At 74.3% G+C, this 19,571-nt stretch carries 19 protein-coding genes; 3 read left to right on the top strand and 16 right to left on the bottom strand.

Annotation, left to right across the window (positions count from 1 at the left end; translation table 11 throughout):
- Positions 1-3: 3 nt before the first annotated feature.
- Genes STBA_RS33375 through STBA_RS38160 form a run of 7 tightly spaced genes read right to left on the bottom strand, consistent with a single transcriptional unit; the run spans position 4 to position 9,275 of the window.
- Positions 4-1,782, bottom strand: a complete 1,779-nt coding sequence (locus STBA_RS33375; RefSeq protein ID WP_077062736.1) for an ABC transporter ATP-binding protein — start codon at positions 1,780-1,782, stop codon at positions 4-6.
- Between the two features lie 14 nt (positions 1,783-1,796).
- Positions 1,797-2,981, bottom strand: coding sequence for a Xaa-Pro peptidase family protein (locus tag STBA_RS33370; RefSeq protein WP_077062735.1), 1,185 nt, complete (start codon positions 2,979-2,981; stop codon positions 1,797-1,799).
- Entirely contained in the window at positions 2,981-3,880 is a 900-nt protein-coding gene (locus STBA_RS33365) for an ABC transporter permease (RefSeq protein WP_077062734.1), read from the bottom strand. The genes STBA_RS33370 and STBA_RS33365 overlap by 1 nt, the downstream gene beginning before the upstream one ends.
- 3 nt (positions 3,881-3,883) lie before the next feature.
- Positions 3,884-4,816, bottom strand: a complete 933-nt coding sequence (locus tag STBA_RS33360; RefSeq protein WP_077062733.1) for an ABC transporter permease — start codon at positions 4,814-4,816, stop codon at positions 3,884-3,886.
- Positions 4,817-6,361 carry an ABC transporter substrate-binding protein gene (locus STBA_RS33355; protein ID WP_079252294.1) on the bottom strand — a complete coding sequence of 515 codons (1,545 nt, stop codon included), beginning with the start codon at positions 6,359-6,361 and terminating at the stop codon, positions 4,817-4,819.
- Positions 6,358-7,536 carry a C45 family peptidase gene (locus tag STBA_RS33350; protein ID WP_077062732.1) on the bottom strand — a complete coding sequence of 393 codons (1,179 nt, stop codon included), beginning with the start codon at positions 7,534-7,536 and terminating at the stop codon, positions 6,358-6,360. Before STBA_RS33350 ends, STBA_RS33355 begins: the two co-directional genes overlap by 4 nt.
- Positions 7,533-9,275, bottom strand: a complete 1,743-nt coding sequence (locus STBA_RS38160) for an FAD/NAD(P)-binding protein (protein WP_077062731.1) — start codon at positions 9,273-9,275, stop codon at positions 7,533-7,535. The genes STBA_RS33350 and STBA_RS38160 overlap by 4 nt, the downstream gene beginning before the upstream one ends.
- A gap of 267 nt (positions 9,276-9,542) precedes the next feature.
- On the opposite strand from STBA_RS38160, the gene STBA_RS33340 reads away from it, so the two are divergent.
- A complete protein-coding gene (locus tag STBA_RS33340) occupies positions 9,543-10,292 on the top strand; it encodes a GntR family transcriptional regulator (protein WP_077062730.1) in 750 nt (249 codons plus the stop codon).
- A gap of 3 nt (positions 10,293-10,295) precedes the next feature.
- Here the strand turns inward: STBA_RS33340 and STBA_RS33335 are convergent, their stop codons facing one another.
- The 6 genes from STBA_RS33335 to STBA_RS33310 all read right to left on the bottom strand — a co-directional run bounded on the left by STBA_RS33335 (position 10,296) and on the right by STBA_RS33310 (position 14,649).
- Positions 10,296-11,357 (bottom strand): serine hydrolase domain-containing protein, encoded by a 1,062-nt coding sequence (locus STBA_RS33335; protein ID WP_077062729.1) that lies wholly within the window; start codon positions 11,355-11,357, stop codon positions 10,296-10,298.
- Complete coding sequence (locus tag STBA_RS33330) at positions 11,354-12,280, bottom strand: hypothetical protein (protein WP_077062728.1); 927 nt, start codon at positions 12,278-12,280, stop codon at positions 11,354-11,356. Before STBA_RS33330 ends, STBA_RS33335 begins: the two co-directional genes overlap by 4 nt.
- A 13-nt stretch (positions 12,281-12,293) precedes the next feature.
- Positions 12,294-12,992, bottom strand: a complete 699-nt coding sequence (locus STBA_RS33325) for a hypothetical protein (protein ID WP_143659603.1) — start codon at positions 12,990-12,992, stop codon at positions 12,294-12,296.
- A 121-nt stretch (positions 12,993-13,113) separates the two neighbouring features.
- Positions 13,114-13,299 carry a hypothetical protein gene (locus tag STBA_RS33320; protein WP_077062726.1) on the bottom strand — a complete coding sequence of 62 codons (186 nt, stop codon included), beginning with the start codon at positions 13,297-13,299 and terminating at the stop codon, positions 13,114-13,116.
- Between the two features lie 194 nt (positions 13,300-13,493).
- Complete coding sequence (locus tag STBA_RS33315; RefSeq protein ID WP_077062725.1) at positions 13,494-14,048, bottom strand: YbaK/EbsC family protein; 555 nt, start codon at positions 14,046-14,048, stop codon at positions 13,494-13,496.
- Positions 14,049-14,076: 28 nt separating this feature from the next.
- Positions 14,077-14,649, bottom strand: coding sequence for an XRE family transcriptional regulator (locus STBA_RS33310; RefSeq protein WP_077062724.1), 573 nt, complete (start codon positions 14,647-14,649; stop codon positions 14,077-14,079).
- Between the two features lie 125 nt (positions 14,650-14,774).
- Between STBA_RS33310 and STBA_RS33305 the strand changes: the two genes are divergently transcribed.
- Positions 14,775-15,659: an EamA family transporter gene (locus STBA_RS33305; protein ID WP_077062723.1), complete on the top strand. Its 885-nt coding sequence runs from the start codon at positions 14,775-14,777 to the stop codon at positions 15,657-15,659.
- A 23-nt stretch (positions 15,660-15,682) separates the two neighbouring features.
- On the opposite strand, the gene STBA_RS33300 is transcribed toward STBA_RS33305, so the two are convergent.
- Entirely contained in the window at positions 15,683-16,138 is a 456-nt protein-coding gene (locus tag STBA_RS33300) for a DUF4442 domain-containing protein (protein ID WP_077062722.1), read from the bottom strand.
- Between the two features lie 93 nt (positions 16,139-16,231).
- On the opposite strand from STBA_RS33300, the gene STBA_RS33295 reads away from it, so the two are divergent.
- Complete coding sequence (locus STBA_RS33295; protein WP_077062721.1) at positions 16,232-17,374, top strand: hypothetical protein; 1,143 nt, start codon at positions 16,232-16,234, stop codon at positions 17,372-17,374.
- A 9-nt stretch (positions 17,375-17,383) separates the two neighbouring features.
- On the opposite strand, the gene STBA_RS33290 is transcribed toward STBA_RS33295, so the two are convergent.
- Together STBA_RS33290 and tuf are read right to left on the bottom strand one after the other, a co-directional pair.
- Entirely contained in the window at positions 17,384-18,229 is an 846-nt protein-coding gene (locus tag STBA_RS33290; RefSeq protein ID WP_077062720.1) for a fused MFS/spermidine synthase, read from the bottom strand.
- A 73-nt stretch (positions 18,230-18,302) separates the two neighbouring features.
- Positions 18,303-19,478: an elongation factor Tu gene (gene tuf / locus STBA_RS33285; RefSeq protein WP_077063790.1), complete on the bottom strand. Its 1,176-nt coding sequence runs from the start codon at positions 19,476-19,478 to the stop codon at positions 18,303-18,305.
- Between the last annotated feature and the right edge of the window lie 93 nt (positions 19,479-19,571).

Raw genomic sequence — 19,571 nt, 5'->3', positions numbered from 1 at the left:
TCCTCACGCGGCCCGTCCGGCGCGGCTGATGGAGTAGCCGGCGTCCAGAAGTGCCCGGGTGTAGTCGCTCGCGGGCGACTCCATGATCTGGTCGCGGTCGCCCGCCTCGACGATCTCCCCGGCCCGCATCACGGCGATGCGGCTGCTCATGTGGCGCACCACGGTGAGGTCGTGGGAGACGAACAGCATCGCGAGGCCGCGCCGCCGCCTGAGGTCGGACAGCAGGTTGAGCACCTGCGCCTGGACCGACACGTCGAGGGCGGAGACGGGTTCGTCGGCGATCAGCAGGGCGGGTTCCAGAGCCAGTGCCCGGGCGATGCCGACGCGCTGCCGCATCCCGCCGGAGAGCCGCCCTGGGTAGGCGTCGGCCAGCGCCGGGTCGAGTCCGACCTCGGTGAGGAGGTCGGCCACGCGTGCGCGGCGCTCCGCACGGCCGAGGCCGGTGTGCAGGGCGAGCCCCGCGCCGACGGTGTCGCCGACGCGCCGGTCGGGGTTGAGCGAGCCGTAGGGGTCCTGGAAGACCATCTGCACGCGGGGGGCCAGGCGGCGCCGCCCGCGGCGGCCGAGGCGGGTGATGTCCTCGCCGTCCAGGAGGACTTGGCCGGCGGCGGGCTGCTTGAGGCCGAGCAGCACCCGCGAGACGGTGCTCTTCCCCGAACCGGACTCGCCGACGAGCCCGAACGTCTCGCCCGGCGCGATGTCGAACGAGACGCCGCGCACCGCCGTGTGGCTGCGCCGCAGCCCCACCGGGTAGGTGACGGTGAGGTCCCGGACGCTGAGCAGTGCCCCGCCCTCCGCGGCGGTCCCGCCCGCCGCGGCCGCGGGCTCCGCGGCGTCCGCGGGCTCGTCCGCGGGTTCCGGTGCGGTGCGCGGGGCGCCTTCGGGTACGCGCAGGGCGGGGTCGGCCAGCCGTTCCTCGTCGACCTCGCCCATCAGGCGCCCGATGACCTCGGGAACGGTGGGCAGCGGGCGGCCCGGGGCGTCGTCCATGCTGGGCACGGAGGCGACCAGGGCGCGGGTGTAGGGGTGGACGGCGCCGCCGAGGACGCGGCGCGTGGGGCCCTGCTCGACGACGCGGCCGCGGTACATGACCACGACACGGTCGCAGACCTGCTCGATGACGCCGAAGTCGTGCGTGATGAGGACGACGGCGATGCCGGTCTCGCGCTGGAGGCGGACCAGCTGGCCGAGGACCTGGGCCTGGACGGTGGCGTCCAGGGCCGTGGTGGGCTCGTCGGCGATGATCAGTTCCGGCTCGTTGACCAGCGCGAGCGCGATCATGACGCGCTGGCGCATCCCGCCGGAGAACTGGTGCGGGTACTCCCTCGCCCGCTGGGCCGGGCGGTCGATGCCGACGCGCTCCAGCAGTTCCACGGCCCGTTCGCGGGCCGCCGCGCGGCCGGCGTCGTGGTGGAGGCGGTATGCCTCGGCCAGCTGGGCGCCGACCGTCCGGTAGGGGTTGAGGGCGTCGAGCGCGTCCTGGAAGATCATCGCGACGCGCCGGCCGCGGATGCCGCGCAGCGTCTTCTCGTCCGCGCCCGCCAGTTCGCGCCCGTCGAGGCGGATGCTTCCCGTGACGCGGGCGTGCGGTCCGTGCAGCCCGAGAACGGCGAGTCCGGTGGCGCTCTTGCCCGATCCCGACTCGCCGACGAGCCCGACGATCTCGCCGGGCCGCACCTCCCAGGAGGCGTCGCGCACGGCGGCCGTACCGCCGAAGGCGACGCCGAGTCCCGAGATCCGGAGCAGGGGCGGAGCGGCCGGTGCCGCGTGGTGCTGAGCCATGGCGCTCTCCTGGTTCAGACCTGGATCAGGTCGCGGCGGGTGCGGGTGAGGTACTCGAAGCCGTCGTCGGTGATGACGAGGCTGTCGGAGTGCTGGAGGCCGCCGAAGCTGGGGATGCGCAGGTTCGGCTCGAAGGTCAGGGTCATGCCGGGGGCGAGCACCAGGTTCTCGCCGGGTCCGAGGCTGGGCTGCTCGTGCGGGCCGAGCCCCAGGCCGTGGCCGACGCGGCCGGGCAGGTAGTCGCCGTAGCCGTGGCGGCGGTACGCGGCGCGGGCGGCCTCGTAGACATCGGCGCAGGTGCGGCCGGGCCGCAGGACGCCCTGTGCCTCATCACGGATGGCCAGCAGCGCCTCGAAGGCCCGCTGCCGTTCGGCGTCGAGCCTGCCGATGGCCGCCGAGCGCTCGTTCTCGGCGTGCATGCCGTCGACGGCCGTCCAGATGACGGTCCACTGGATCTCGCCCTCGGCCGGACGGCGCGTGGTGGGGGGCGCGGAGTTCATCGGGACGCGGTCGCCGACGAGGGAGTAGGCCCACAGGGCGTTGAAGACGCCGCCCTCCAGGTTGCCGAAGTCCATGGCGAGCCGGTCGGGGTGGCGGGTGGACCACACCTCCTGCATCGTGCGCATCGCCGCGGCCGACACCTCGACCTCGCTGCGCCGCTCGCGCTTGGCGGTCAGCGCCGCGTCCATGCCGGCGTCGGCGATCTCGCAGGCGATCCGGAACGACTCCAGCTCGGCCGCGTCCTTGACGTAGCGGGCGCGCATGAGCGCCTGGCCGCTGTCGGTGAACGTGGCGGCCGGCAGCGCCCGTTCCATGGTCCTGTGGTGGTTGAGGGGCAGGAACTCGCCCTCCACGCCGATGCGTCCGCGGGACAGGCCGCGTTCCGCCAGCACGTCGGCCAGCACCTGCCACCAGTGGTCGGGGCCGATCTCCCTGGCCCACCGCCCGTAGGGACGGATGTCGGTGATCAGCGAGGTCTGCCGGGAGGAGTGGGCGCGCAGCGCGTGCAGGACGAAGACGGGGTCCCCAGCGGCGGGCAGCACGACCAGCACCGGGTGCGAGTAGATCATCGGGGTGTAGCCGGAGAGGTAGAACGTGTTCTGCGGCTTGACGACGATCATGGCGTCGACGTCGTCGGCGCGCAGCTGGTCCTGGACGCGGGCCCAGCGGGCCCGCACGGCGGTGGCGTCGGGAAGCATCAGGGGGTCCTTGCGGGGGTCGGGGCGGCCAGGGACGGTTCGGCGGCGGCCTCCCGGCCGCCGTGGTCCTCGCGCCGGTGGGCCAGGTGGTCGCCCAGCAGGTTGGCGGAGATCACCAGGAACACGAGGCCGAGGCCGGGCAGAACGGCGATCCACCAGGAGCTGAGGAGCTGGCCCTGGCCCTCGGAGACCATCAGCCCCCAGTCCGCCTCCGGGGCCTGGGCGCCGAGCCCGAGGTAGCTGAGGCCGGCCTCCATCAGCACGGCGCGGGACAGGTCGAGGGTGGCGGTGACCGCGACGAGGCCGCGGACGCCGGGCAGCAGGTCGCGGACCGCGACCCGCCAGGCGGGTATGCCCTGGGTCAGGGACGCCTCCACGTACTCGCTGGTGCGCAGCGCGAGGACGCGGGCGCGGACCAGCCGGAAATAGGCCGGCCAGCCGGTGAGCGCGATCACCAGCACCAGGACGGCCGTCGACTGGCCGCCGAAGGAGAGCACGAGCAGCGCCAGCAGGATCGAGGGCAGCGCCAGCTGGATGTCGGTGAGGCGGGACAGCACCTGGTCGGGCCAGCCGCGGGTGAACCCGGCGAGCAGGCCGAGCGCGGTGCCGAACAGGCCGCCGCAGAGCACGGCGAGCACGCCGACCAGCAGCGGGGTCCTGGCGCCGTACAGCAGGCGGCTGAGCAGGTCGCGGCCGAGCTGGTCGGTGCCCAGCAGGTAGCCGTGCTCGCCGGGCGCCGCGTTGGTGTGCGCGAGGTCCTGGGCGAGCGGGTCGTGCGGGGCGATCAGCGGCGCGAGCAGGGTGACGAGCACGATGGCGCCGAGCACGAAGGCGCCGAACGCTCCGGCGGAGAAGAACGGGTTCCGGCGGGCCGCCCTTGACTTCCTGGTTTTCCTCATCGGTCAGCTCCTTCCGCTGCTGTGCCTGACCCTGGGGTCGAGGAGGCCGTAGAGCAGGTCGACGATCAGGTTGACCAGGACGAAGGCGGTGATCAGGAACGTCAGGTCGGCCAGCACCAGCGGATAGTCCTCGTTCTGGAGCGCGGTGATGACCAGCTGCCCGACGCCCGGCCAGGAGAAGACGCTCTCCACGATGACCGTGCCGCCGAGCAGGGCCCCGGCTTCGAGGCCGAGGACGGTGACGACGGGCAGCATCGAACCGTGTGCGGCGTGCCGCAGCACGCGGGCGCGGGACATGCCGAGCGCGGTGCCGGTCCTGGTGTAGGGGCGGGCGAGTTCGCCGCGCAGGCTGTTGCGGAAGACGCGGGCGAGCGGCGGGGTGACGCCGCAGGCGAGGGTGACGGCGGGCAGGATCAGCGCGGCGGGGCCGGCGGCCCCCGAGGTGGGCAGCCAGCGCAGTTCCACGCCGAAGATCCAGACCAGCAGCACGCCGATGTAGAAGCCGGGCACGGACTGGGCGAGGAACACCAGCCACATCGGCCACTCGCGCCGCGCACCGCCGCGCCCGCCCGCTCCCCCGGCCCACAGGCCCGCCGCGGCGGCGCCGAGGCAGGCCAGGGCGAGCGCGGTGGCCGCGAGGGTGAGGGTGGCCGGCAGGCGTTCCCACACGACGTGCAGCGCGGACTGCTGGAAGGTCAGCGAATCGGGGAAGTCGCCGCGCAGTACGTCGCCGAAGAAGGCGACGTACTGCTCCGCGATGGGCCGGTCGTAGCCCAGGGCGTGGCTGAGGGCGGCGATCTGCTCCTCGTCGGCGCCGACGGGGGCCATCATGAGGGCGGGGTCGCCGGAGGTGTGGAGCACCAGGAAGACGGCCGACAGGGCACCCCAGACGGCGACCAGGGTCATGCCGAGCCGCCGCAGGACGAACGCGAGCATCTACGCCGCCTCCTTCCACGCCATCTCGGCGGGCCGCACCCAGTCGTCGGGGCGTGGCTGCCAGCGGAGGTTCTTCGCGGTGCCGTGGATGCCGGGCTGCGGGAAGAGGAAGAGGACGGGCGCCTGTTCGCGGGCGCGCCGGGCCGCGGCGGCGTACAGCTCGTCGCGGCGGGCGGTGTCGGTGCTCGCGCGCGCCTCGGTGACGGCGTCGGTGAACTCCTCGTCCGCCCAGTAGGCGTAGGGGCTGTCGGAGACGAACAGGCCGTACAGGCCGCCGGCGGCCAGCGTCGGCCACGCCTGCGTGATGTACTGCATATCCGACATGTCCTGGTCGACGAGGTACTTCTGCATGTAGACGGTGAACGGGATGCTGTTGATCGAGGCCCGCACCCCGACCTGCCGCAGCTGCTGCGCGACGGCCTGCACGATCAGGTCGCCCGCGACGTACTGCCCGCTGGGCACGGTCAGTTCGACGCTGAGCGGCCGGCCGGGACCGAATCCTGCCTCGGCGAGCAGTGCGCGGGCCCGCTCCGGGTCGTAGGGGTAGCCGGTGAGGCCGTCGTCGTGGCCGGCGTAGTCGGCGGTCAGCAGCTGGCCCGGGCTCGGGTCCACCGTGTCCTTCAGCAGGCTGCCGGTGATGGCCCGCTTGTCGACGGCGTAGTTGACGGCGTGCCGCACCCGGATGTCGCGCATCGGGCCGGTGAGGGTGTTGAGCTTGATGAACGCCATCCGCGTCGTGTCCAGCTGGTGCACCGTCAAGGCCCGGTCGGCGGCCAGCCGTTCGAGGTCCTGCGGGTCGAGCCCCGCGACCATGTCGAGTTCGCCCGAGAGCAGCCCGGAGACGCGGGCCGACTCCGAGGGCGTGATGCGGAAGGTGATGTCCCTGATGGCGGGGGCGGGGCCCCAGTACCCGGGGCGGGCCCGCAGCTCGACGTTGCCGCCGGGGCTGTAGCGCACGATCTCGTACGGCCCAGAACCCATGGCCTCGGTCGCCGGGTTGTGGCGGGCCGCCCAGCCGGGGCTGAGCAGGTACAGGAACGACAGGGCGGCCGGGAGATCGGCGTCCGGCTCGGCGGTGATGAGGTCGACGGTGTGCGCGTCGACGGGCTCGGCGCCCCGCAGCAGCGGGAAGTTGGAGGTCATCCGCAGCGCGTTGCCGTCGTCGAGGAGCCGTGCGACGTTCCACGCGACGGCCTCGGCGTCCAGCGGGGTGCCGTCGGCGAACGCCGCGTTCCCGTCGAGCCGGAAACGCCAGCGGGTGGGTTCCGGCCGGTCCCAGGAGACCGCGGCATCCGGGCCGATGGACAGGTCGGGCCTGCGGGTGACGAGCGAGGAGTAGACGGAGGACAGGACGGACAGGTCCGTGCCGACCGAGGTGGTGTTCATCGGGTCGAGCGTGGTGACGGCGGCGGACAGGCCGATCACCGCCTCGGAGCGGCGCGCCCTGGCGGCGGGGGAGGCGGCGGACAGGCATCCGGTGAGGCCGAGCGCGAGCGCCGCGCCCGCGCCGAGCCCGAGGAATCCGCGGCGGCCGAGCGCGGTCACCGGCCGTCCCCCGCGAACACGGAACGGTCGGAGGCGCACGGGTTGCCCAGGGTGACGTAGAACGCGCCTTCGGGCAGCACGGCGATGGAGGCGTAGGTGGTCTCCGAGCCGACGCCTTCGACCTGGTGGCGGCACAGGCTGTGCTGCGGGTGGCCGTCGTGGTCGGCGAGCAGCACGGCCAGCTCACCGGGGGTGAGCCCGCGGGCCGCGTCGAGCGCGGTGCCCGCGACGCGGCCCCGGTGGTAGGAGGAGCCGTTCTCCTCCGCGGTGGGGGCGAGCGGCGCCGTGGCGGCGCACTCGTAGTGATTGGTCAGCACGTGGCGGTCGGAGTCGGCGCGCAGAAAGACGTCGTGCGCCGTGGCCTCGACGGCGAGTCGGCGGCCGGTGCGGTCGGCGAGCGCGATGTTGAGGCCCGACAGCCGCGGCTGGTCGCGCAGCAGCGCGGCGAATTCCTCGGCCGTCCCGGCCCGGCGCAGCAGCGCGTGGCTGTTGATCAGAATCCAGCCCTCGCCCGAGGCACGCCAGTCCACATCGGTCCTGACGCTCCACACCCCGGAGGTCGACATGGCGACACCGGCGTCGTTGACGCCGCTCCCCGGCCAGAGCACGCTGCCCGCGACGGTCACCTCGACGACGCGCCGCCCGTCCGGGTAGCGGCGGCGCAGCACGACGTGGTCCACGAAGTGGCCGGCCATGTCGCGGGTCTTGGCCAGCAGCGTGGTGCCTGCGGCGGCCCGTTCGCCGCCGACGACGAGCTGGCTGCACTCCTGCGGCAGCCACCGCAGCACCATGTGGGCGGGCAGGTTGAGCGCGAGGACGTCCCGCAGGGCGACGCCCGCGCCCTCGGCGATTCCGGCGAGTTCGGCGTACTGCTCGGGGTCGTGGCGGCGCAGGAAGTCCGTGTTGGCGGCCAGGCACCGCTCGTAGCGTTCGCGTGCGGCCTCGTCGCCGCACAGTTCGGCGACATCGCGGCGGACGGCGTCGATGTTGGCGGCGATGGCCGCGCGGGCGGCACGGCCGTGCTGCGCGCCCTGTTCGGCCGGGGTGCCGCTCAGGTCGAGGAAGGCGCCCCGCGGCCCGGCGGGAGCGGCGGCGGAGGTCGGGGAGAGGCCGAACTCGACCCAGTGGCCCGGGTGTTCGGCGGTAACGGTGCTCGGCGGTGTCGCGGCAGTCACGGCAGGATCTCCTCAGGGACGCCGGCGAGGTGGGCGAGCACCTCGGCGGCGACCTGGTCGGTCTCGTGGAAGAAGGCGGAGTCGGTGCCGGGGCGGGCACCGATGGCGGTGGTCCAGCGCACCCCTTCCAGGGGCACTCCGACGGCGAACAGCGCGTCGTGGACACCGCCGCCGGGACATCGCACCCGCCCGTCCGCGGCCCGCACGTCGAGCGCCCCGGTGGGCAGGGGCGGGGCGCCGGGGGTGGCGGATGGCAGGGTGTGCGGGCGGCCCACACCGTCCGCGAGGAGGGCACGGACGATGCCCGGCCCCGCCGAGGCGACGTCGACGGCCGGAATCCAGGCGTCGATCACGAGATCGGGCACGAGGGTGAGGCCGGGCACGGCCGCGGACGCCCAGCCGCCGCCCGGGGCGGGCCGCGCCGGGCCGAGCAGGCGCACCACGCCGGCGGCCAGCAGGGCCCGCAGCTCGCGGACCCGGCGGGCGGGCGGCCCCGCGGACAGGAAGTTCGCGAATCCGTTGAGGTGACCGAGGATGTCTCGCCGGTAGGACTCGCCGGTGAGGTTGCCCGCGGTGATGATGCGGGTCAGCGCGGGCCGCGCCTGGCGGATCGCGACGGCGAGTGCGGCGGCGGGCGGCAGGGCCGGGTCCGTCGCGGCGGCGGCATCGGCGTCCAGGTGTCCGGCGAACCACTCCTGGAGCGCGTCGGCGTCCGCGAAGCCGCGGCCGCGCAGCGGCGCGGCGACCGCCTCCAGGTCGAGAGGGCCGGCGGCCCCGCGCTCCCGCCAGGCGAGTGCGAGATCGGCGTGCAGCAGCGGCAGCACGTCGGAACGGAAGTCGATGCGGTCGCGCGCGGCCAGCCGGTCGACGGCACCGGGCGTCAGATGCGCGACGGGCGTGCGCACGCCCGGGGTGTCGACCCGCGCGTGGTAGGGAACGCCGCGCCGCGTGGTGATCCACAGCCGCGGCTCGCGGCCGCTGGGGACGTAGCCCGCGGGCGTGAACCGTCCGCCGCGGCCGGCCGTCAGCAGGGCGATGACGTCGTAGGCGTTGAGCCCGCCGCCGCGCAGCAGCACCTCGGCGCCCGCGGGGACGGCGTCGAGGCCGTAGTCCGTGGGGTGGCGGCCGGTCAGGTGCCCGCCGTGCACGGGCCGCGCCGCGTCGAGGTGCCCGGTGGCCAGCACCACGGCCCCGGCCGTGACGGTACCGCCGGAGGCGAGGCGCAGCAGGTGGCCGCCCCCGCCGGGCAGGATCCGCTCGACGGTGTCGCGCGACACCGCGGTGCGTACCGGCCCGGGGGCGCTGCGTATCGATTCCACGGCGTCGGCGAGATATTCGCCGTAGATGCGGCGGGGCGCGTAATCCCGTTCTCCCGAAGCCCTGGCGAATGCCACGCACTCGGCGTTCCGATGGCCTTCCGCGGCGATTCTGCGCAGCCACTCCAGAAATGTGGGTCCCGTGTCCACGGGAGAGGCGAGCCGCACGGAGGGATCGGGGAAGACGGTGTTGTCGGCGCTCATGGTGTTCATCAGCAGCTCGGCGGGCTGCTCGGTGTGCCAGACCTTCCCCGGCCCGGCCTGGTACGGATCGATCAGGAGAACCCGCAGCTCGGGCCCCGTGCCTTGGCGGTGAGCCGAACGGTGGCGGGCCACGATGCGCTCCACCGTGGAGATGCCCCGCGGGCCCGCGCCGACCACGGCGACGTCGACCGCTTCCGCGGGCTCGGCGGCATCGGGCATGGTGGCTTCACATTCGCAGAATCTCCGGGGCGTTCAACGAACGGGAAATCTGCCTCGTTTCCGTCCGGCCCGTCAAGGGCGTCCCATTCCGTGGTCAATTGCCGTCCCATATTCCGCACCAACCTGTTCCATCAGGTCGGCGCCGCCGCCGGGAATAGCATGGGGATGCCCCGGGTTGCCACGGCACAACACCGTTCCGCCTGCTGCATCAGGTGGCCGCATGTGCCGTTGGTCACAGCGGTGCCGACCGAGAGGAGCCGCCCCGCCATGTCCGAGACGCCGGCCTACCTGCGCGTCGCCGAGACGCTGCGCCGCCGCATCCGCGACGGCGGCCTGCCCCCCGGCTCCCGCCTGCCGTCCCGGGCCGAGCTGGTGCGGGCCCACGGCGTCGGGCCGAACGTGGCGATCTCCGCGGTGCGGCTGCTGATGGCCGAGGGACTGGTCCACGGCCGGGTCGGCAGCGGCGTGTACGTGCGCGAGCCGTCGGAGCCGCGGCCGATGGTGCGGTCCTGGCACGACGGGCGGCTCGGCGGCATCCCGTACGTGCCGGGCGAGACGGGCCGGGAGGCACACAGCAGCCGCGACTGCGTCTCGGCGACCGTCCCGGCGACCGCGGAGGTGGCCGAACGGCTCGGCATCGCGGCCGGGGAGCCCGTGATGTGCAGCGAGTACACCTTCCGCACCGACGGCGAGCGGGGCATGATCTCCACGAGCTGGGAGCCGCTGGCGCTCACGGGCGGCACGCCGGTCGCGCTGCCCGAGGCGGGCCCACTGGCGGGACACGGCGTGGTCGCCAGGATGGCGCACATCGGGGTACGCGTGGACCGGGCGGCGGAGGCGGTCACGGCGCGGGCCGCGACGCCCGCGGAGGCGAGCCGCCTCGGTATCCAGGCTGGCGGCCCGGTGCAAGCGCTTGAACGGACGTACTACGCGGGCGACCGGGCGGTGGAGACGGCCGATCTGACCGTGCCGGCGGGCCGCTTCCGACTGGTGTACGAGTTCCCCGTGAGCGGCTGAACGTCAGTCGGGCGCGGCGGCCAGCGCCCGCAGGGTGAGGTACGCGCGCTGCACGAACGCGCCGCGCAGGGTGGGCGAGGTGTTGGCCAGCGCGGCGAACGCGACGTCGCGCTGCGGACTGAAGCCGACGAACGTCGTGCAGCCGCGGGTGCCGCCGGAGTGGAAGTACAGGTCGTGTCCCGGCCGCGGGCGCGCGTTCCAGACCAGGCAGATCCGGTCGCGGCCCGGCGGCGCCACCAGCCGGGGCCGCGTCACCTCGGTGAGGGCCGTGCGCAGGGCACCGTTCCCCTGGGCCGCCGTGCCGGGCGCGAGGTGCGCCTCCAGGTAGCGGAGCAGGTCGCGGGCGCTGGAGCGCAGGGCTCCGGCGGCGGCGAGGCCGGGGATGCGCCAGCCAGGACGGGCCCTGCCCCGCCAGTAGCCGGTCGCGCGGTCCGGACCGTCGGTGCAGCCGGTGCCGGTCAGCCCGAGCGGGGCCAGGACGCGCCCGGTCAGCAGCTCCGCGTAGTCGCTTCCCGCCGCGCGGGCCAGCGCGAGGCCGAGGAGGGCGACGCCGAAGTTGGAGTAGCGCATCCGCTCACCGGGGCGCGCGAACGGCCGGGCCCGCGGCAGCGAGGTCAGCAGGTCGGCGGTGTCGAACCGCTCGTAGGGGTTGCTGTACCAGCGCGGCGCCGCGCTGCGCAGCAGCCCGGGGGGCAGCCGGCGCAGTCCCGAGGTGTGGGTGGCCAGGTGGAGGAGGGTGACCGGGCCGCCGCGGGCACGGGGCGCCGTGCCGGGCGGCAGGTGGCGGTCGACGGGATCGTCGTAGCCGACCTCGCCCCTGGCGGCCATGTCGGCGAGGAGCAGCGCGGTGAACGTCTTGGTGACCGAGCCGATTTCGAACGGCGTGCGCGGGTCGGCGGCCGGGCCGCCGCCGTGTGCGGTGGTACCGGCGGCGGCCAGCAGGCGCCGGCCGCCGCGGTGTGCCGCGACGGCCACGGCGCTCGCCCCGCCCGCCGCGGCGACCAGCGGGCCGAGCAGCCGGTCCGCCTCTCCGGTGCCGGTGGGCGGGGCGTGCCCGACGCTCATGCGCCGGTGCCGCCGGTCGTGGTGAGGGTGCGGGCGACGGCGACGCACCCGGCGACGGCCGCGACGACCGCCGTGTGCTGGTGGTCGACGAACCGCTGCTGCTCGTCCTCCGCGACGGGTTCGCCGTCGCGGGGCACGAGTCCGTCCTCGTGCTGGACCGCGGCCAGCGCCGCCCAGCTCTCCGGATCGCAGAGGGGCTCCTCCAGGCAGGCGCCGACGATCATCAGCTCGGCAACGAGGTCCCACTGGCTGACCTCGCGCCAGATGTCGATCCACACGGGCAGCCAGGTGGTCAGGTAGCCGGCCATCTCGACGGGCAGCCCCTCGGGGCGGCCGCCCCAGTCGGTCAGGTGGAAGACCGTGTGCGTCATGGCGTACGCGGTCATCCAGTCGATGGCCCACGGTTCGGCGGCCGCGCCGAGCCAGGTGGCGCGGGCGAGGGCGTCCCAGTCGGTGCCGAGGTCGACGCCCGCCAGGCGGGCCGCGTTGGCGATGGCCAGTCTGCGGTTGGGCACGACCTCGGCGGCGCGGACCGAGGCGAGCCCCGCGTTGTGCCGCAGCAGACGTGCCATTCCCTCGTGGTGGTAGCCGGAGCGGGCGAAGTGGGCGTACGTCTCCAGCGGATCGGTCATCAGCTGGTGGCGCAGCTGCCGTTCGTACAGCAGGTCGCCCTGGCGGAACTGGGCCCAACTGTGGTCGAGCAGCTCCTTGGCGATCCGTTTGTCCGTGCTGCCGGCCGCGGCGTCCCGCAGCACGAGTGACCCGGCGAGTGCGGTCTCGCCGAGCGGCTTGTACACGCTGTTGGGATCGCCCAGGTCGGCGGTGGTGTCCGCGGGCAGCCCGGCGCGTGCGCGATGGGTGTGGAGCCAGCCGAGCGCGCGGGTGGCGATCCGGTGGGCGGTGGAGGTGACGGGCGCCGTCATGTCGGCTGCCTGTTCATCCGGCGGTCCTCCCGGGAGTGGTGGCGAGCAGCGCACGCGCGATGGCGACGTCGAGGGCGAGGCGGGTGCCGCCCCCGGCGTGCAGCGAGATGTGCTCGACGAGCGGAGCGGGGTCCAGCGGAAGCGGCACCCCGTCGCGGTGGAGCACCGCGATCCAGCGGGCCAGACGGGCCGCGGTGGGGTAGTCGCGGCGGAGCATGGCGCGGGTGATGCCGCGGGCCAGGGACACGGGGTGGCGTCTGGCCGCGTCGGGCACGGGGCCTTCGACGCCGGGCAGGCTCAGCGGGGAGAGCTGCGCCATCAGCACGGCCCAGCTCTGCCAGGAGCCGTTCGGGGCGAGCGCCGGCCCGGCCGCGGGCTGCGGCGCGTGGGTCTCCGCGCCGCCGTCGGCGTGGCGTTCGAGCAGGCGGGCGGTGGCCCAGTCCCGCCAGGCGACGGCCCAGTTCTCGGCGGAGCCCTCGGGGGGCGCCGGCACATGGACGGGGGTGGGGAAGACGGCGGCGGCCTGCCGGACGGCGGCGACGTCCCCCGGGTGCGCGGCGGCGCCGCCCAGGGCCTGGGCGGCGAGCGTGTCCGCGCCGATGATGCGGATGGCGGCGAGGGCGGCCTTGGGGTCGGCGGCTCCTTCGACGAAGCCGGCGAGCGGGGCCGTGTCCCCGACACCCCGCAGGGTGTCGAGGACACGGTGTGCCAAGACAGCGATCGCGTCCGCGTACGCCGCACGCACGGAGCCCTCAGCAGGACGCATCAGTGGCGCTCCACCGATGGGTCAGGACCGGCGTGCGGCGGGCGGCCGATGCCGACTCGTTCACGGTTCACTTGTCCCCCGGCTCCGAAGGAGTCTTCGGCGACAGGAGGAGCAGCAGGAGAAGCACGCCGACGGCCTCGGGCGAGTAGAGCGGGGCGTCGCTGAGCGGCGCTTCCTGCTCGACCATCAGGGCGTGGACGGCAGCCTCTTCGGTGGGGTTCGCGATGAACGGCGTGGTCTTCTGAGCGAGCATCAATGCCTCCTTATATCAGCCGATCCGCTGGGGTAGCGGTGCCAACGTAATGAGACGCTACCTTATGGTCCGATATGTCGCATTTTAGGCTTTGGGCAGGAGGCAACCGGGCCGGTCGGCCCGGCGAGTCGGGCGATATGCGGCCCCTCGGGCGCCGCGCCGCGGAAGGGTCGGCGGGGGCGGGCCGTGCGGCCTCAGCGGCCGAGACCCGGCACGACCTCGGCGCCCGGCAGATCGAGGAGCGCCTTGCCCGGCAGGATCAGCTTCCCGCGCCGCGTACCGCTGCCCAGCAGCACGTGCGGCAGTCCGACCACGGCGGGATCGAGCAACACCGGCCAGCCTGCGGGGAGTCCGAGCGGCGTGATCCCGCCGTACTCCATCCCCGTCTCGTCCACCACGGTCTCCCGCGGCGCGAACGACGCCTTGCGGACGCCGAGATGACGGCGCACCGCGCCGTTGACGTCGAGCCGCAGCCCGGCGGGCACCACGCAGGCGGCGAGCCTGGTCTCACCGGCGCGCCGGCCCGCGACGACAACGCAGTTGGCCGAAACGGCCGCCAGGTCCGCCCCGTACGCCGCGATGAAATCCGCGGTGTCGGCCTTCTCCGCGGCGGTGTCCACGTGGACGAACTGGTCCACGGACACGGACCCGCGCCAGGCCGACACGGCAGCCGCGACCGGCCCGCACATCAAATCGACCGCTTCCGCGGCCGGGCGGACGTCGTCGAAGTCGCCGAAGGGTGCCTGCATGCGGCGCACCGTACCAGCGGCGCCCGACTCAGCGCGGCGCGGGGACCGCGACCGCCATGGTGAGTTCGACGGGCTCCGTCCCGTCGTTCCGGTAGCCGTGGGGCACGTGGGACTCGAACGCGGCGGACGTGCCGGCGGGGACCGGGTGGTCGGCGCCGTCCACCTGGAGGGTCAACTCGCCCGCGGTGACGTGCACCAGCTCGGACGTGCCGGGGGGATGCGGGTCCGAGGCATGCCCCTCCCCCGGCATCAGCCGCCAGTGCCACAGCTCCAGCGGCCCGGGCGCCTCGGTGCCGACCAGGAGCGTGCCCCGGCTGCCCGCCTCCGTGGACCACAGCCGCACGGCCTGCCCGGCCGGTACGAGGCGCACTGCGGGGCCGCGGTCGAAGTCGAGCAGCGCGGAGATGCTGACGCCGAGGGCGTCGCCGACCTTCACGACGGTGCCGACGCTGGGATTGGTCCTGGCCTGTTCCATCTGGATCAGCATGCCGCGGCTGATCCCGGCACGGGCCGCCAGCGCGTCGAGCGTCAGGCCGCGCTCGGCGCGCAGTCGCCGCAGATTCCGGGCAAGGGACTGGGTGAACTCGTCGAGGTCCGTCACGGGGTGCCGTCTCCTGCACATCTGCGTCATTATTTTGTACGCGCAGTCCACCAGAGTGCACTACTCTGCGGTGGACCCAATCGTTCATCACACTGTACCGACGACCTTGCGAGGTGCATCGCCACATGGTTGCCCTGGCCCTGGCCACCAGCCTGATGTGGGGGCTCGCCGACTTCGGCGGCGGCCTCCTGACCCGGCGCATGCCCGCGCTGACCGTGGTCCTCGTCTCGCAGCTGCTGGCCGCCGCGGTGCTCGGCGTCGTCGTCGTGGCCACCGGCGCGTGGAGCGAGGCGGGCGAACGGCTGTGGTTCGCCGTGGCGGCGGGCGTGGTCGGCCCGATCGCGATGCTCTGCTTCTACCGGGCGCTCGCCCTCGGCCCGATGGGCGTCGTCTCCCCGCTGGTCGCCACCGCCGTCGCGGTGCCGATCGGCGTCGCCCTGGTCATGGGCGAACGGCCGGGCGCCGTGCAGTACACCGGCATCCTCGTCGCCTTCGCCGGGATCGTGCTGGCCGGCGGGCCGCAGCTGAGGGGGGCGCCGGTGCAGCGGCGGACGCTGAGTCACACCATGTTCGCCGCCCTCGGGTTCGGCGCGGTCCTGGCCCTGATCGCCGAGGCGTCCACGACCGTGAACGGGCTGTTCCTCGCGCTGTTCGTGCAACGCGTGTGCAACGTCGCGGTCGGCGGCGCGGCCCTGTACGCGGCGGCGCGCAGGGACCGGGAGCGGGCGGGCGGCCGGTTCGCCGCGGCGCTGCCGGCGGGCGGCCCGCAGGCGCTGGCCGCGGCGCTGCCCGCCCTGACGTTCGTCGGCCTCGCGGACGTCGCGGCGAACGCCACGTACGCCCTGGCCACCCGGATCGGCCCGGTCACGGTCGCCGCCGTGCTCGCCTCGCTCTACCCGGTCGTCACGGCGCTGGCCGCCCGCGGCATGCTCAGGGAGCGGCTGCGGGCGGTCCAGGCGGCGGGTGCGGGTCTCGCCATGGCCGGGACGCTGCTGCTCGCCTCCGGCTGAAGTCCCGCGAGCGCCGGGCTGCTTCAGTCGTTGGGCCGCAGGGTCCACACCACCGTCATCTCGCCGGTGACCGCCTCGTCGGTACGGGTGAGGGTGACGCGCACGGGGAACTCGGGGCGCTGCCCGGCGTCCAGGTCCGCGACGACGTCGGCGACCGGGCGGCCGAGGACCGCGGTGGCGGTGACAGGACCGCGGGCCAGCTTCTTGTAGTGGATCTCGGCACGGACGGCGAGCGGCACGGCCCGCGACAACTCGGCGCCGAACGCGCCGAGGACGACCGCACCGCTGGCCGACTCCGCGAGCGTGAACATCGCCCCGGCGTGCGGACCGCCGACATGGTTGCGGTACTCGGGCCGGTCGGGCAGCCGCACGACGGCACGTTCCGCGTCGGTGTGGAGGAACTCCAGGCCGAGGGTGCGCACCATCGGCACCGTGGCGGTGAGCGCGTCGCCTATGGACGCGGTGGTTTCTTCGCTCATGGCCACATGTTACCAACGGGTAAGTCGCAGGTCCGTAGCAAAAGCGGCTCCTGAATGGTTGAGAAGCATGCGGCGGCCTTAGGGTCGACGCCCATGAGGCCAGGAGAACAACAGCCGGGGGGCGAGCCTTCCTCCCAGTGGTCGAACCCGTACCAGCAGCCGGGTTACCAGCAGTCCAACCCGTACCAGGACCAGCAGGCGGGTGGGCAGTGGCAGCAGCCCACGGGGCAGCCGCCCGTCGGCCGGCCGCCCGCGGGCCCGCAGTACCCGGGGCAGCAGGCGACCGGGCAGTGGCAGCAACCGGGTCCGATCGCACCGTCGGCCACGGACGGCGGCGGGACCCGGCTGACACCGGACGGCGGGGGCGGCGGGCGGCGCGGCAGGACGGCCATCGCGGTCGCCGTCGCGACGGCGGTCGTGGCCGCGGCGGTGGTCACCGGTGTCGTCGTGCTCGGCGGGGAGGACGACAAGGAGGCGAACGCGGGCGGCGACGGCGGGGCCTCCCCCTCCGCGGAGGAGACCGGGGAATCCGGGGAGACCGAGGAGCCCGAGCAGGACCGTCCCGACCCGGACGACCCCCGCCAGGGTGTGCTCCAGGTCCCGGACCCGGTCGTGGCGCCCGACTGGCAGGTGCAGACGATAGAGAACCGCCACAACGCGTTCGACGTGCCGCCGGACGACTGGACGGTCGGCGCGGAAAGCCTGATGGTCGGCTACGAGGACACCACGAACGACGACGAGGAGGCCGAGGACGAACTGTCCTTCGGCGACCCGGTCATCTCCATGTCCGCACCCTCCACCTACCTGGAGGACTGGTGTGCCGAGTCCGAGACCGGCGTCAGCTGGCGCGCGGTGGCGGGCACCAAGGGCGGGCAGGGCGCGACGGGCACCGAGGAGGCCGTGCGCAACGAGGCGGGCAGCTGGGCCCTGGCCGCCTACGACCAGGAGCGGCAGGGCAACCTCCAGGTCACCGACGCCGAGCCGTTCGAGAGCGAGCACGGCATCGTCGGCCACACGGCCACCGCCACCATCACGGACGTCCCCGAGGACCCGGAGAACGAGTGCGGGACCTGGGACGGCAAGGTCGTCGCCGTCTCCTACCTGGACCTCAACAACGACCTGGCGACGTGGGTGCTGGTCATGGACACCGGCTACCCGGAGGAGCTGGACGACGAGACGGTCGAGCAGATCATGAACAGCCTGCGCCCCTACCCCGAGGAGGGGTCCAACGCCTGACCCCGGCCGTCAGCCCACGGTGAACGCGCCGGAGGGCGGCCTGGGCGAGGGCACCGCGGCGCCGTCCGCCACCGGGGCGGCGCCCGCGAGCAGCGCGGCGAGCGCGTCGCCGTGCAGCACCCGCGCGGGGAAGGGGTCCGCCGCCGCGCGGCGGGCCATGCGGGCCACGTCCAGCGGGGCGTCGGAGGCGGCGAGCACCACGTTCCCGAAGCGCCGACCACGCAGCACCGCCGGCTCGGCCAGCACGCACAGCCGACCGAAGTCCTGTGCGAACGTGGCGAGCTGGGACCTCAGGAAGACGAACGGCGCGGCGTCCGCGAGGTTGGCCACGTAGATCCCGCCCGGCCGCAGCGCACGGGCGACGGCACCGGCGTACCCGGTGGTGGTCACGTGCGCGGGGATGCGCGTGCCGCTGAACACGTCGCCCACGACGACGTCCGCGCCACCCGGCGGCGCCGCGGACACCGCCGCCCTGGCATCCGTGACCTCGACCTCGATACCGCAGCCCGCGGGCAGCGGGAACCGGTCGGCGATCAGCTCGGCGAGCCCGCGGTCCGCCTCGGCCACCCGCTGGCGCGAACCGGGCCTGACGGCCGCGACCCAGCGGGGCAGCGTGAGGGCGCCGCCGCCCAGGTGCAGGACGTCCAGCGGCCGGCCGGGACCGGCCGCGGTGTCCACCACGTCGGCGAGGCGGCGCGTGTACTCGAACTCCAGGTGCGTGGGATCGGCCGGGTCCAGGTAGGACTGGGGCGCGTCGTCGACCGTGAGCAGCCAGGCGCCCTCGCGGTCGAGGTCGGGCAGCAGACGCGCGGTACCGAGGTCGGTGGTCCGGGTCACCGGCAGCAGCTGGTTCACGGCTCCATTGTCACCCGGTCGCGGCCCCGCCCCGTCCCGCACGGCGGGACGGGGCGGGGCGGGACGCGTGGGTTCAGGCGTCGGCAACCGCCGTCACGGTGCCCGCGCCCACGGTGCGCCCGCCCTCGCGGATCGCGAAACCGAGCCCAGGTTCGAGCGGCACCGGGTGGCCGAGACCGACCGTCATCGTGACGCTCTCGCCCGGGAGCGCGCGCCCGGCCGCGCCGAGGTCGATGTCACCGACCACGTCCGCGGTCCTGATGTAGAACTGCGGCCGGTAGCCGGACACGACGCCGGTGCGCCGGCCGCCCTCGGCCGTGGTCAGCAGGTACACCTCGGCCGTGAACGCGCGGCGCGGCGTGACACTGCCCGGCCGGGCCACCACGTGCCCGCGGCGCACGGCATCGCGCGGCACGCCGCGCAGCAGCAGCGCCACGTTGTCCCCCGCCTGGGCCTCGGTCATCGGCTTGCCGAACGTCTCCAGCCCGGTGACCACGGTCTCCGTACCGGCGCCGAGCACCTCCACCCGGTCGCCCACGTGCACGGTGCCGCGTTCCACGGCGCCGGTGACGACAGTGCCGCGGCCGGTGATGGTCAGCACGTTCTCCACGGGCAGCAGGAACGGCGCGTCCAGGTAACGGTCGGGCACCGGCACGTAGGTGTCGACGGCGTCGAGCAGCGCCTCGACGGCGGCGGTCCAGCGGGGCTCGCCGTTCAGCGCACCGAGGCCCGAGACGCGGATCACCGGCAGGGCGTCGCCCTGGTAGCCGTGCGAGGACAGCAGTTCCCGCACCTCCAGCTCGACCAGGTCGGTCAGCTCCGGGTCCCCGGCGTCGGCCTTGTTGAGGGCGACGACGACGTGCCGGACGCCGACCTGGCGGGCCAGCAGCACGTGCTCGGCGGTCTGCGGCATCACGCCGTCGACGGCGGAGACCACGAGGATCGCGCCGTCCAGCTGGGCGGCGCCCGTCACCATGTTCTTGACGTAGTCGGCGTGGCCCGGCATGTCCACGTGCGCGTAATGCCGCGTCGCCGTCTCGTACTCGACGTGCGAGATGGTGATGGTGATGCCGCGGGCCGCCTCCTCGGGCGCCCGGTCGATGCGGTCGAAGGGGACGAACGCGCCGCTGCCGCGGTCGCTGAGCACCTTGGTGATGGCGGCGGTCAGGGTGGTCTTGCCGTGGTCGACGTGCCCCATGGTGCCGATGTTGAGGTGGGGCTTGGTGCGCACGTACGCCTGCTTGGGCATGGCGGAGTCTTCCTCGCTGCTGCGGTGGGATACCGGCACCACCACCACGGGCACGGCCGGTACACGGACCCCTGTTTCCCGCCGACCCTCCCC

The organism is Streptomyces sp. MP131-18 (assembly GCF_001984575.1).
Lineage (GTDB): Bacteria > Actinomycetota > Actinomycetes > Streptomycetales > Streptomycetaceae > Streptomyces > Streptomyces johnsoniae.
This window is presented reverse-complemented; position numbering and strand designations above follow the sequence as displayed.